This is a genomic window from Williamsia muralis (assembly GCF_051487485.1).
Classification (GTDB): domain Bacteria; phylum Actinomycetota; class Actinomycetes; order Mycobacteriales; family Mycobacteriaceae; genus Williamsia; species Williamsia muralis_B.
This window is the reverse complement of sequence record NZ_JAHVCV010000002.1, coordinates 422,355-435,143: the sequence shown is the minus strand read 5'-3', so window position 1 is coordinate 435,143 and position 12,789 is coordinate 422,355. Positions and strand designations below refer to the sequence as shown.

The 12,789-nt window shown below is 65.4% G+C and carries 10 protein-coding genes; 6 read left to right on the top strand and 4 right to left on the bottom strand.

Going from position 1 to position 12,789, the window contains the following annotated elements:
- Positions 1-74: 74 nt before the first annotated feature.
- The gene (locus KXR83_RS05340; RefSeq protein WP_437423898.1) at positions 75-1,082 is read left to right on the top strand and encodes a TauD/TfdA family dioxygenase; all 1,008 of its coding nucleotides are present in this window, start codon (positions 75-77) and stop codon (positions 1,080-1,082) included.
- On the opposite strand, the gene KXR83_RS05335 is transcribed toward KXR83_RS05340, so the two are convergent.
- The gene (locus KXR83_RS05335; protein ID WP_437423897.1) at positions 1,083-1,667 is read right to left on the bottom strand and encodes a TetR family transcriptional regulator; all 585 of its coding nucleotides are present in this window, start codon (positions 1,665-1,667) and stop codon (positions 1,083-1,085) included.
- 68 nt (positions 1,668-1,735) lie between these two features.
- On the opposite strand from KXR83_RS05335, the gene KXR83_RS05330 reads away from it, so the two are divergent.
- On the top strand, positions 1,736-3,247 hold the full coding sequence (locus tag KXR83_RS05330; protein WP_437423896.1) for an MFS transporter: 1,512 nt from the start codon (positions 1,736-1,738) through the stop codon (positions 3,245-3,247).
- Positions 3,248-3,260: 13 nt separating this feature from the next.
- On the opposite strand, the gene KXR83_RS05325 is transcribed toward KXR83_RS05330, so the two are convergent.
- Both KXR83_RS05325 and KXR83_RS05320 read right to left on the bottom strand, forming a co-directional pair.
- Positions 3,261-5,408 carry a molybdopterin-dependent oxidoreductase gene (locus tag KXR83_RS05325; RefSeq protein ID WP_437423895.1) on the bottom strand — a complete coding sequence of 716 codons (2,148 nt, stop codon included), beginning with the start codon at positions 5,406-5,408 and terminating at the stop codon, positions 3,261-3,263.
- Positions 5,409-5,463: 55 nt separating this feature from the next.
- Complete coding sequence (locus KXR83_RS05320) at positions 5,464-6,264, bottom strand: oxygenase MpaB family protein (protein WP_437423894.1); 801 nt, start codon at positions 6,262-6,264, stop codon at positions 5,464-5,466.
- 182 nt (positions 6,265-6,446) lie between these two features.
- Here KXR83_RS05320 and KXR83_RS05315 point away from each other — a divergent pair, with 182 nt between their 5' ends.
- The 4 genes from KXR83_RS05315 to KXR83_RS05300 all read left to right on the top strand — a co-directional run bounded on the left by KXR83_RS05315 (position 6,447) and on the right by KXR83_RS05300 (position 11,108).
- Positions 6,447-7,658, top strand: coding sequence for an MFS transporter (locus KXR83_RS05315; RefSeq protein WP_317713122.1), 1,212 nt, complete (start codon positions 6,447-6,449; stop codon positions 7,656-7,658).
- Positions 7,659-7,668: 10 nt separating this feature from the next.
- Complete coding sequence (gene arcA / locus KXR83_RS05310; protein WP_437423893.1) at positions 7,669-8,919, top strand: arginine deiminase; 1,251 nt, start codon at positions 7,669-7,671, stop codon at positions 8,917-8,919.
- A gap of 22 nt (positions 8,920-8,941) precedes the next feature.
- Positions 8,942-9,301 carry a GntR family transcriptional regulator gene (locus KXR83_RS05305; protein ID WP_437423892.1) on the top strand — a complete coding sequence of 120 codons (360 nt, stop codon included), beginning with the start codon at positions 8,942-8,944 and terminating at the stop codon, positions 9,299-9,301.
- Positions 9,302-9,407: 106 nt separating this feature from the next.
- Positions 9,408-11,108, top strand: a complete 1,701-nt coding sequence (locus KXR83_RS05300) for a BCCT family transporter (RefSeq protein ID WP_437423891.1) — start codon at positions 9,408-9,410, stop codon at positions 11,106-11,108.
- Positions 11,109-11,198: 90 nt separating this feature from the next.
- On the opposite strand, the gene KXR83_RS05295 is transcribed toward KXR83_RS05300, so the two are convergent.
- Positions 11,199-12,776, bottom strand: a complete 1,578-nt coding sequence (locus KXR83_RS05295) for a dolichyl-phosphate-mannose--protein mannosyltransferase (RefSeq protein ID WP_437424454.1) — start codon at positions 12,774-12,776, stop codon at positions 11,199-11,201.
- Between the last annotated feature and the right edge of the window lie 13 nt (positions 12,777-12,789).

Here is a 12,789-nt window from a genome sequence, read left to right as displayed (position 1 = left end):
TGTTGCGGTGTGCGCAGCGGTGTTGCGCACTACGCTGTTGTTACCGCAACGAGCATGGACCGGAGGGCGGACTCATGATGAGTGCACAAACGCACGCCGATTGGACACCTCGAACCCCGTGGCCGACCGTCCGACGCAAGTCGGTCGCCGGCAATCGCGAGGTCGTCGAGTTGATTGCCCAGAACATCACCGCCGACTCCCTGGACGACCCCCACGCGTTCGCACGCCAGAGCCGACTCGCGGCGGCACTGCTACCCACCGAACTGAGGGAGTTGCTGTTCGACTTCCTCGTCGACGGCGACGGGGGGCTGTTGCTCAGCGGGCTGGAGGTCGGCCCCATTCCGCCGACTCCAGACATTGCGGTGGGTGCGAACACACGCCACACGCTGATGGCCAGGCAATCGGCCCTGCTGCTGTCGAGCATCGTGCATCTCGTGGGTTACCGGCCAGAATGTCGCGGAGAACTGGTCCAGACGCTTGTCCCGGTGCGTCGCCACCTGCGTCGGCAGACGTCCACCGGGAGTGCCGTCGACCTCGAGAGCCACACCGAGCAGTGTCACAACCTGCGCACCCGCCCGGACTTCATCGCGTTGGGTTGCCTGCGCGGTGACCCCCACGCCTCGACGTTCCTGCTGTCCGCGCGTGAGTTGCAGCGCAGGCTGCCCGCGGAGACGTCTCGACTACTGCGTGATCCGGTCTACTTCACGCGCGTCGACAGTTCGTTCATCGACGGAGGCGTACCCGACGAGGTGCGTGGTCCCATCCCGGTACTGAGTGGTTCCTGGGACGACCCGGTGCTCACGTACGACGAGGACCTGATGTCGACGTCCAGTACGGAACATCGGATTGCGCTCGAGGCCGTCCGGGATGTGTGGATGGCCCACCGCAGTGAGGTGGTGCTGCATCCGGGTGAACTCTTCATCCTCGACAACAGCCGAGCAATCCACGGCCGCAGCGCATTCACCGCACAGTGGGACGGCGGCGATCGATGGCTCTGTAGGACTCAGGGGCTGTGCAACCTGGCGACATCTCGCTTCGCCCGGCGTGAGGGATCGCCGATCATCGAGATCGAGGGTTGCTGATCAGTGCGGCGCCGGACCGAAGATCCGGCGCGCGGACTCGCGAACGATCGATCTGCGGTGATCGATGATCGCGGGGGAGACATCGGCATGGCCGTCTGACCCCGGAGTGGTGACCCAGCTCGACACCAGCCCGAAGATGACCGTCAGCACCTCTTCGGGATCCCAGTGCGGCTCGATCTGCCCCACGTGCTGCGCGGCACGGATGGCGTCGATGCGGATGCGCCATCGCGGATCGGATGTCGCGAGCTCACGCAGTCGCGGGGCGCGGCCCTCGAGTTGGCCCCACAACAGCAATCGCTGAGTCTGGGGTCTGGCGACGAGGTCGTCGAAAAGGGCCACCACATAGGCGGGCACATCCTCGGCGTCGAACGGGACCGCATCGAGGAAGCGATCGAAATCGGCGTCGAGGATCGCGTGGAACAAGGCCACCTTGTCGCCGAAGTACGCGTAGAGACGCTCTTTGCTGGCGTTGGCATTCGAGGCGATGCGATCGATTCTGGCGCCGGCCAGTCCGTGGACCGCGAACTCGTCTCGCGCTGCGTCGAGAATTCGCTGCTTTGTCGCCGTCACATCGGTGGGGGCCATCGACCAAGCATAGTCAGTCGAACTAGTTCGTTTGATTTTGGGGAGAAACACGATTACCGTCGCTTCCCATGACCACATCCCCTGTGGGTACAGACGTGCCCGAAACCGGTTCCGCCGCGATCGACCCAGGACCCGCCAATCCCAATCATCAACGCCGCTGGCTGGTGCTGGCGATCGTGGCCCTGGCCCAGCTCATGGTGGTCCTCGACAGCACCATCGTGTCGATAGCCCTGCCGGACGCCCAGGCTGATCTGGGCATCACCGACGGTGACCGCGCGTGGGTGGTCACCTCGTATGCGCTGGCCTTCGGAGCGTTGCTCCTCCTCGGTGGACGCATCGCGGACTACTGGGGGCGCAAGCGCTCGTTTGTCGTGGGCATGGTCGGTTTCGCGGTGATGTCCGGCGTCGGTGGCATTGCGCAGAACGGCATCGAACTGTTCATCGCCCGCGCCGGTCAAGGTGTGTTCGCGGCGCTGGTCGCACCGGCCGCGCTTGCGATCCTCACCACCACGTTCACCCGGGACGAGGAGCGCGCCAAGGCATTTGCTGTCTATGGTGCGATCTCCGGAGGTGGCGCGGCCATCGGACTGCTCCTGGGTGGCGCGCTGACCCAGTATGTCGACTGGCGCTGGTGCCTGCTGGTGAACATCCCGATCGCAGTGGTCGCCATTGCTGCCGCCGTTCCGGTGGTCAAGGAGACCAAGGCGCACGGCGACACCAGCTATGACCTGCCCGGGGCGATCCTGGTCGCCGTGGGCCTGGGCTCCCTCGTCTACGGTTTCACCCGCGCCGAGCACGGTTGGCTGGAACCCGACGCCATCGGGTTCATCGTCGGCGGACTCGTTGTGCTCGGGTTGTTCGCGGTGGTGGAGCACCGGTCGGCCAATCCACTGCTGCCCCTGTCGGTTCCGTGGCACCGCAACCGTGGTTCGGCGCTCATCGGTATCGCACTCGCCGGCGTCGCACTCGTCGGGAGCACGCTGTATCTGGCCATCTACCTGCAAGCGGTTCTGGGCTTCAGTCCGATGATCGCCGGTGTCGCATGTCTGCCGATCACGGCGTTCATCGTGCTCGCATCGGGGATCGCCGCGAAACTGGCTGTGTCGGTGGGGCCCAAGGTCCCGATGGCCATCGGCCCTGTGGTCGCCGCCGCCGGTCTGCTGTTGCTCGCCCAGGTGGACGTGGACAGTTCGTATTGGACCGGTGTCTTCCCTGCCCTGGCCGTCTTCGGATTCGGTATGGGACTGCTGATGGTGCCGGTGCAGAACGTGGCCCTGATCGGTGTCCGTGACCACGACGCCGGCGCCGCCAGTGCACTCTCGAGCGCGGGCCTGCAGGTCGGCGCGGCAATGGGCACCGCACTACTGACCACGGTGTACACATCGGCCAAAACAGATGCACTGCCGTCGAATCCGGCCACATCCGACGCGACCGCATTCCTCGCCGCCGAGGTGTCGGGTTACACGTCCGCGTTCGCGTGGGCCGCGGGTCTGCTGGTCCTGGTGACACCGGTGGTGCTGATCCTGACCCGGGTCAAGAAGCACGACCTGCCTGCCCAGGGCGCTGTCCACATGGGCTGACGCCCGGGCCGCGTCAGACGGCGGAGACGGTCACGGGCACGCCATTGAGTACGGCGTTGCCCGAGACCGCATCCAGCAACTGCGGGTCGGTCACGTCGTTGGCGCTCGGTGCATCGATGAGACCGGCCACCGCCAGTTGCACGCCGCCGCGGTTCTGACCGAAGCCATGGGGCAGGCTGACCACACCCGGCATGATGTCCTCGGTCTCGGCGACCGTGACCGTGGTGCTGCCGGCGCGTGAACGCAGGACAGCCTTGTCGCCGGCACACAATCCGCTGTGCGCCAGGTCTTTGGGGTGCATCAGAAGATGATGACGCTCTTGGCCTTTGGACAGCCTCTCGGAATTGTGCATCCAGGAGTTGTTCGATCGGAGATGGCGCCGTCCGATCAGCAGCAGCTCGCCGTCGTGTGTTCCCACGAGCTCGCTGTGGACCCGCGCGAGATCGTCCACGATCAGCGACGGGGCCACGTTCACCGTTTTGGACTTGGCCACCAGTTTGCGTCGGAGGCCGGGACGCAACGGCCCGAGGTCACGACCCGACGGTGACTTCAGGAGGTCGCGCATCGTGAGATCACCGGGCCCGGTGCGCAGCAGCAACGCGATCAGCATCTTCGGGGTCGCATGGATGCGAGCCGACGATGTGGCCGCGGCGGGGACGGCTCGAAGCCGTTCACGGAGGCTTCGCTTGGAGGCGCGCGCCCGCCCGAGCGCCAGGGTCAGGTCACGGAAGATCTCCCAATCATGCTTGGCACCGGCGCTTTTCTCGAGAACCGCAGGGGTGAACCGGGCGGTGTTGCGGACCGCTAGCTGATGGAACACCAGGTCGTAGTGGTCTCGTTCGAGGATCATCGTCGGCGGCAGGATGATGTCGGCATGCCGCGTGGTCTCGTTGATGTAGAAGTCCAGCGAGACCATGAAGTCGAGGTTCTCCAGGGCGTGGTCGAGGCGGCTTCCGCCGGGGGTGGACGACACCGGGTTGCCTGCCAGGGTGATGAGCGTCCTGATCTGCCCGGCACCAGGGGTGAGTATCTCGTCGGCGAGGGTGGACACCGGCAATTCGCCGCCGAACTCGGGCAGGTCTCGGACGCGGCTGCGCCACTTGTCGAAATGCCCACGACCGCTTAATTTCCGGGCCACCAGGTCGATCTCGGGATCGGTCAGCAGAGACCCGCCCACGCGGTCGAGGTTGCCGGTGACGGCGTTGATCGCCTGGATCGCCCACTGGCACACAGTGCCGAACTGTTGGGTTGACACACCCATCCGGCCGTACGCCACGGCACGATCTGCCTCGGCAAAATCGCAAGCGACGCGACGGATCTCGCCGGGATCGATCCCGGTAATCGGCCCAGCCCACTCGGGTGTGGTGGAGGCGCACGCATCGCGCACGCCGTCCATGCCCGACAACGGAAGATGTTCGATGCGTGCGTTGTCCACGCCCCGCTCATGCACCAGCACATGCAGGATCGCCAGCAGCAGCGCCGCGTCGGTGCCGGGCCGGATGAAGTGGTGCTCGTCGGCGATGGCGGCGGTCTCGGTGCGGCGAGGGTCGATCACCACCAGCCGACCGCCGCGCCGGCGCAGGTCGCGCATGCGGTTCCGGAAGTCGGGTGCGGTCATCATCGAGCCGTTGGACACCACCGGGTTTGCGCCGAAGACCAGGAAATGATCGGTGTTGTCGAGGTCGGGAATGGGGATCTGCAGCTGATGTCCGTACATCAGGTGCGCCACCAGCTGGATGGGCAGCTGGTCGGCCGATGTCGCGGAGAACATGTTCTTCGAACCCAGGGCGCCGAGGAACGACAGGCCGTGGGTCGCGAATCCGAGGCTGTGCACACTCGGATTGCCGAGATAGAGGCCAACCGCGTCGCGACCGTGTTCACGTTGTGTTATCGAGATGCGTTCGGCCACCAGCGTTGTCGCGGCTTTCCAGCTGATCGGTTCCCACCCGCCGTCGGCGGTCTTGCGAACCGGGGTGCGGAGCCTGTCGGGGTCGGCGTGCAGATCGGTCAGTGCTGTTGCCTTGGGGCAGATGTGGCCGCGCGAAAGTGGATCGTCGCGGTCGCCGCGGATGTCGGTGACGCGGTTGTCTTCGACGGTGACCTGCAGTCCACAGATGGCTTCGCAGAGGTTGCACACGCCGTGCGTGGTGAGGGGCAGCATGCGTGCCGAGCTTAGCCCCCGACCACCGGCCCGCGGCGCCGTTCGCGACAACCGGTCAGAAGACACGGATACCCAGTTTCCGGCGGACACGCAGTCCGGCCAGCATCACTTGGTTGTAACCCTTGAGCAAGCCGGGGTTGACCCAGTCGAAGCGGCGGTGCATGGCGATGGCCTTGCGGTAGCGGCGGTCGTCGTCCGCTGTCCAGGTGAAGCCCATCGCATCGCGGAACTCGGGCGGCAGGGCGCCCTTGGTCATGAACAGGACGCGTTGACCGAGGGCGCGCTGCATCACCACCCCGGCGCGTCCGAGGGGCCCCGGCAAAAAGCTGAGGTCGGCCAGCGACGCGAGCATCTCCCGCACCGGCGGGTCGATGGAGATCTTCTGCATCTGCTCGGCCCAGTAGGCCTCGAAGGCAATTCGGTCGGCGGGCCACATGTCGGGACGCACGTTGAGGGTGGTGCCGAGCCGGGCGGCATCGGCGTAGATCGCGTCGGCGGATGCGTCGCTGATCTTGCCGTACATGAACTCGTACTGGTCGACGAAGTAGCGGAAGAGGCAGGCGGCCACCCACAGCTGCAGGTTGGGGTTGTTCGCGCTGTAGCCGACCGGGCTCTGGGGTGTCGAGGTGACCTGAGAATGAATCGCCTGTATCGCCGTGCGGACGTATTCGGCATCGTCGTCGGTGCCCTGGATGGCCACCGCGAGGTACTGCCCGGTCGTGCGCGCTCGCTTGAACGGGTGCTTGAAGGTGCTGCCGCTGTCCACCCGGCTCTCGAGCACCCCATAGCCCACCCCCGGCAAGGACAGCTGCATGATGACGTTCGCCACACCCATGGTGGAGCCGAGTGTGGTCATGAGATCCGCCGTGCGGGTGGGGTTCTTGTGCATTGTGGTCCGGCTCCAGGGCTGTGGCATTGTGGTTACGCGTGTGATCAGATCGTAGACCTTCACGTCAACCGCCGGCGCAGAACACGGCCCGGCTTGTTCGGCGGGCCGCGGTTGGGGTTCGGGCAGGCGTCGGCGGTAACTTGGGCGGCGTGAAGCAGATACCCCGCGAGATCTGGGTACTGCTCAGCTCGAACTTCGTCATCGCTCTGGGTTTCGGACTCATCGCCCCGGCACTGCCGACATTCGCCCGCAGCTTCAACGTGGGCATCACCGCTGCATCGATCATCATCTCGGCGTTCGCATTCATGCGTTTGGCCTTCGCCCCTGTGAGCGGTCGGTTGGTGCGGGTGCTGGGGGAGCGGCGGATCTACCTGGCGGGCCTGCTCATCGTCGCAGCGTCCACACTCGCGTGTGCGTTCGCGCAGACCTACTGGCAACTGCTCGTCTTCCGTGGTCTCGGCGGCATCGGTTCGACCATGTTCTCGGTGTCGGCGACTGCACTGATGATCCGGCTGGCGCCACCCGACATCCGCGGACGTGTGTCCGGCTACTTCAGCGCCGGATTCCTCGTCGGCAACATCACCGGCCCTCTCGTGGGGAGCGCGCTGATCGGCTTCGGCCTGCGCATGCCGTTTGTCGTCTACGCCATCGCCCTGCTCGTCGCCTCTGCGGTGGTGGCCACCCAGTTGCGCGGCGTCGGCGGCCGACCGCAGCCGGGTGCGGCCGCCCAGGCAGCGATGCCGTTGCGAGAAGCGTTGCGCGACTCGGCCTACCGGGCGATTCTCGCGTCCAGTTTCACGCAGGGGTGGGCGTCGATGGGCGTGCGGGTGGCGTTGGTGCCCCTGCTCATCGTCGACGAGCTGGGTGAATCCGCGGCGATGTCCGGTGTGGTGCTGGCCATCTACTCGGCGGGCAACGTACTCGCGATCATGGTGGCCGGGAGGCTGTCGGATTCATGGGGTCGCCGGCCGATCATGTTGCCGGGCCTGGCTCTGATGGGCGGCGCCACCGTGGTCCTCGGCTACAGCGGGAACATCTGGATCGTGGGCGGACTCACTTTTGTGGCGGGCATAGGCTCCGGTCTGTTCGCGCCCACCCACCAGGCTGCGCTCGCGGACGTGCTGGCCGGGAGGGGCCAAGGCGGGCCTGCCTTGGCGACTTTCCAGATGACCACCGATCTGGGATCCATCAGTGGGCCGGTCATCGCCGGGGCCATCGCGCAAACCTGGGGCTTCGGACCGGCGTTCGCCATGACCGGGGCGATCGCCTTCGCCGCGTTGATCGTCTGGGGCTTTGCGCGGGAGACCGCGCCCGCGCGCACCGGTGGACAGATACCGGCGAAAGAGCCGCGACCGAACTAACGTTGACGGCATGTCTGAGGAGTCCGGTCCCGAGCACCCCGAGTCGGGTGAAGAACCAGCATTGGGTGCCAATTCCGAGGTGGGCCGACTCCGCGCCGTCATGCTGCATCGCCCCGGCGACGAATTGCGGCGGCTGACCCCGCGCAACAGTGACCAACTGTTGTTCGACGGCTTGCCGTGGGTGGACCGTGCGCAGGAAGAACACGACGCCTTCGCCGAAGTGTTGCGTGGGCGTGGCGTCGAGGTACTGCTGCTCGGTGACCTGCTCACCGAGACGATCGCGAACAGCGGCGCCGCCAGGATGCAGGGGATCGCCGCAGCGGTCAGCCCCCGCCGCCTCGGTCACCATCTGGCCCACGACCTTGCCACCGAGTTGCGCAAGTTGTCGCCGACCGACCTGGCGGGCGTCTTGATGGCGGGGATGACCTTCGACGAGATGCCCGAGTCGGCGGCCTCGGCCCGGTCATCTCTGGTCTGGCGAATGCACCACGGGACCGAGTTCGCCATCGACCCACTGCCCAATCTGCTGTTCACCCGCGACAGCTCGTTCTGGATCGGTGACCGTTTCGCCATCACCTCACTCGCCTTGCCGGCCCGTGTCCGCGAGACGTCGCTGACCGACCTGATCTACGCCCACCATCCCCGGTTCCTCGGCGTCCGGCGTGCCTACGAGTCGCACACCGCGCCGGTCGAGGGTGGTGACGTACTGCTGCTCGCTCCCGGGGTGGTCGCCGTCGGTGTCGGTGAGCGAACCACTCCAGCAGGTGCCGAAGCGTTGGCGCGCAGCCTCTTCGAGGATGGTCTCGCGCACACAGTGCTCGCCGTCCCGATCGAGCAGCGCCGCGCGTCGATGCATCTGGACACGGTTTGCACCATGGTCGACACCGACGCGGTGGTGATGTACCCGGTGATCCAGGATTCCCTGTCGGCGTTCACGATCGCGATGACAGACGGCTCGGTCTCGGTGACGGGTCCCGACCCGTTCGTCGAGGCCGCGGCCGACGCCATGGGAATCGAGAAGTTGCGGGTGATCGACACCGGTCTGGATGCGGTGACCGCCGAGCGTGAGCAGTGGGACGACGGGAACAACACCCTGGCGCTGGCCCCGGGTGTTGTCGTGGCGTACGACCGGAACGTCGAGACCAATCGCAGACTCGAGGATTCGAGTGTGGAGGTACTCACCATCGCGGGCAGCGAACTCGGCTCGGGACGCGGCGGTCCGCGGTGCATGTCGTGCCCGGTGTCGAGGGATCCGCTGTGACACGCACAGGCTCGGTGCCGGGATGATCGAACTGTCCATCGATCCGGAATCCGACATCGCACCGTACGAGCAGGTGCGTCGCGGCATCATCGAACTGGTCATTTCGGGCAAGCTGCTCGCCGGCAGCCGGATCCCCACCGTCCGCGCCCTCGCCGAAGAGCTCGATCTGGCCCCCAACACCGTCGCCCGGTCATACCGCGAACTCGAGGCCGAGGACGTCATCGAGACCAGGGGGCGACAGGGGTCGTTCGTGAAGGCGCACGCCGATTCGTCGGTGCACCGGGCTGCGCAGTTGACCGTGGAGCATGTTGCCGCCCTGAGACAATTGCGTGTCGACGACACACAGATCGAGGCGCTGCTCAAGCAGGCATTGCGCAGCTAGGGGCCATTTAGGCCGGTTGTGCAGCGGGAACCCGGTGGTTACGACCAGGTAGCAAATCGGTTGTGAAAGTTGAACAATCGAGGTGAATCCTGTTCTAGTTAGGTCCATGGCATTGACCACTGAAACCACCGATGCGGTTCCGACTCCGGATGTTCGGGGTCCCAAACCGCGGATCGACCTAGTTGTCTTCGGGGTCACCGCTGCCGCAGTGATCGCCTTTGTCATCTGGGGTCTGGTCGACAAAGAGAGCCTGAACACCAGGACGCAAGATCTGCTGGCATGGATCACCGACAACCTCGGCTGGGTGTTCATCTTGTCGGCCACGTTCTTTGTACTGTTCGCCATCTTCCTGGCGGTCAGCAAATACGGCAAGATCCCACTGGGCCGTGACGGGGAGAAACCCGAGTACAACACCGTCAGCTGGATCGCGATGATGTTCAGCGCCGGTATGGGTATCGGCCTGATGTTCTACGGAGCGAACGAGCCCCTCACCCACTTTGTCACCGCGCCTCCCGGAACGTCGCAGAACGACGTGGGTATTGCCATGGCAACCACGATGTTCCATTGGGGTTTCCACCCGTGGGCGATGTACGCGGTTGTCGGCCTGGCCATCGCCTACAGCACCTACCGGTGTGGCCGAGGACAATTGGTCAGTGCCGTCTTCGCTCCCATCCTCGGCCACCGTGCCAACGGCTGGGGCGGCAAGGTCATCGACATCCTCGCGATCTTCGCGACCCTGTTCGGTACGGTCGCCTCGCTGGGACTCGGTGCCGCGCAGATCGGTTCGGGCTTCGTAGAGGTCGGCTGGATCAACGAACCGTCGAAGTTGTTGCTGGTGGCCATCATCGCGGTGCTGACCGCAGCGTTCGTCGCATCCGCGGTGTCGGGTGTCGCCAAGGGCATCCAGTGGCTGTCCAACACCAACATGGTCCTGGCGATCGTGTTGGCGCTGTTCATCTTTGTCGTCGGGCCCACCGTCTTCATCCTGAACGTGCTGCCCACCAGCATCGGCACCTACCTCAACGACATCACCTCGTTCTCGGCTCGATCAGGTGCAACCGTCGACAGTGAGGGTGAGACCTGGCTTGCCGGCTGGACCATCTTCTACTGGGCGTGGTGGGTGTCCTGGACACCTTTTGTCGGCATGTTCCTGGCCAAGATCAGCCGTGGCCGCACCATCCGCCAGTTCGTGATCGGCGTGCTGCTGGTCCCGACGATCGTCTCGCTGCTGTGGTTCTCCATCTTCGGTGGGACGGCGATACGACAACAACAGGACGGCAAGGGGCTGGCCGACGCGAGTTCGGCGGAGAGTCAGCTCTTCGACATGCTCGGCAACCTGCCACTGACCGGCATCGCATCGGTGCTCGTGATGGTGCTCGTCGCGATCTTCTTCGTGTCCGGTGCGGACGCGGCCTCGTTGGTGATGGGCACCTTGTCCGAACGGGGAGCGCACGAACCGAGCAAGGGCGTCACCATCTTCTGGGGCGTACTGACCGGAGCTGTTGCCGCACTGCTGTTGTGGGCCAGTGGCGACGACGCGCTCAACGGCATCAAGACGATGGCCATCATCGCGGCGCTGCCGTTTGTCATCGTGATGATCTTCATGTGCGTGTCTCTGTACATGGACCTGCGGCGCGATCCGCTCATCGTCGCCCAGCGCAACTACGACACCCAGGTGGACCACACGTTGCGGACGCACGCGAACATCTTGGCCGGCGACGACGAGGCAAACGACGTGCTGCCCTCGGATCAGTTCCCGGCGATCACACCTGAGCAGTTGCGGAAGTCGCCCGACGAACCGAAGTGATCAACAAGATTCAGATGTGAACGGGCCCCCTCTCGAGGGGGCCCGTTTGCGTCTGGGGGCAGCAGCAACGCGTTGCCATTGCACGGTCGATCATGTCCAGCTGGGCAACCACATCTGCATGTTCCACATCTCGCGGGAGATGGGTTCGCCGGTGAGGATCGGCCACATCCACATGAAGTTGGCCACGGCAAGACCCAGATAGATGCTGACCGCGAACGCACCGACCAGCCGCTTCTCGTACGCGTACTTCTTCGCGCGGCGGCTCGCGGACAGCACGTCTCCGACGCAGAGGGCCAGACCCATGATCAGGAACGGCGCCATCGCGGTGGCGTAGAAGAAGTACATCTGGCGGTCGAGATTGGTGAACCAGGGCAGGTAGGCGGCGCCGTAGCCCACCAGTACCACCGCGTAGCGCCAGTCACGCCGGATGAACATGCGCCACAGTGCCCACGCGAGCATCGGCAAGGCCAGCCACCACATGATCGGGGTGCCGATGAACATCATGGCCTTGACGCACTCGGACTCGCCGCACTTCTCCGGGCCGTACTCGATGTAGTACAGCATCGGGCGCAGGCCCATGGGCCACGTCCACGGCTTCGATTCCCACGGGTGGTGGTTGCCTGCCGAGTTGGTGAGGTTGGCGTGAAACGAGAGCACGCCCGACTCGTAGTACCAGAGTGAACGCCAGGCGTCGGGAACCCACGCGAAAGGCCCGCCGGTGCCAATCTGCCTGCCTACCTCGTACCGGTAAACCGCTGTCTCGGAACTGAACCACGGAGCGAAGGTCGCCAGGTAGATCAGCACGGGGGTGACGCCGAGCGAGAAACCGGTGGGGATCACGTCGCGGAGCAGCGCGCCCCGCCACGGACGCTGCACCAGATAGGCCTTGCGTGCCGCCACGTCGAAACCTAGTGAGAGCACGATGAAGAAGATGACGAAGTAGATGCCCGACCACTTGGTGCCGCAGGCGAGGCCCAAGGCGACTGCGGCAGCAAAACGCCACCACCGGAAACCCAGCCGCGGTCCGTACGGCGAGTCGTGGATCCGGCCCTCGGAGTAGACCTTGTGCATCCGGGCCCGCATCTGATCGCGGTCGCAGACGATCGCGGCCAGCGCGGCCAGGATGAAGAAGATCTGGAAGATGTCGAGCAGCCCCGTCCGCGAGGCCACGAAAGTGACCCCGTCGACGATCATCAGCACCCCGGCGATCGCGCCGACAAGAGTCGAGCGGGTCAGCCGCCGGACCAGTCGCACGACGATGAGGATCATCAGCGTGCCGCACACCGCGGACATGAACCGCCAGCCCCAAGCGTCGTAGCCGAACAACCACTCGCCGATGGCGATCATCCACTTGCCGACGGGCGGGTGGACAACAAGACCGTAGGCCGGGTTGTCCTCGAGCCAGTTGTCGCCGGTGAGCACCTGCCAGGCCTGCGGCACGTAGTGCTTCTCGTCGAAGACGGGCGTGCCCTTGTCGGTGGGGCTGCCGAGGTTCACGAAACGGGTGATCGCGCCGATCGCGGTGATGACCAGAGCGACGATCCAGCCACGCCGGCGATCGGTGGGGCCGAAGACGGGCGCAGGGACCTTGCGCGCCGCGCCAGGGCTGGTGCCCAGGTCCTCGGCGTGTACGCCGGGTAGTTCGTCCGAGGATTGCCACCCGGGCAGGGACCGTCGAGCG

What these genes read in the sequence shown, in the direction of transcription:
- KXR83_RS05340 (WP_437423898.1), top strand. Translation starts at nt 75, where the DNA reads ATGATGAGTGCACAAACGCACGCCGATTGGACACCTCGAACCCCGTGG.
- KXR83_RS05335 (WP_437423897.1), bottom strand. Translation starts at nt 1,667, where the DNA reads ATGGCCCCCACCGATGTGACGGCGACAAAGCAGCGAATTCTCGACGCA.
- KXR83_RS05330 (WP_437423896.1), top strand. Translation starts at nt 1,736, where the DNA reads ATGACCACATCCCCTGTGGGTACAGACGTGCCCGAAACCGGTTCCGCC.
- KXR83_RS05325 (WP_437423895.1), bottom strand. Translation starts at nt 5,408, where the DNA reads ATGCTGCCCCTCACCACGCACGGCGTGTGCAACCTCTGCGAAGCCATC.
- KXR83_RS05320 (WP_437423894.1), bottom strand. Translation starts at nt 6,264, where the DNA reads ATGACCACACTCGGCTCCACCATGGGTGTGGCGAACGTCATCATGCAG.
- arcA (WP_437423893.1), top strand. Translation starts at nt 7,669, where the DNA reads ATGTCTGAGGAGTCCGGTCCCGAGCACCCCGAGTCGGGTGAAGAACCA.
- KXR83_RS05305 (WP_437423892.1), top strand. Translation starts at nt 8,942, where the DNA reads ATGATCGAACTGTCCATCGATCCGGAATCCGACATCGCACCGTACGAG.
- KXR83_RS05300 (WP_437423891.1), top strand. Translation starts at nt 9,408, where the DNA reads ATGGCATTGACCACTGAAACCACCGATGCGGTTCCGACTCCGGATGTT.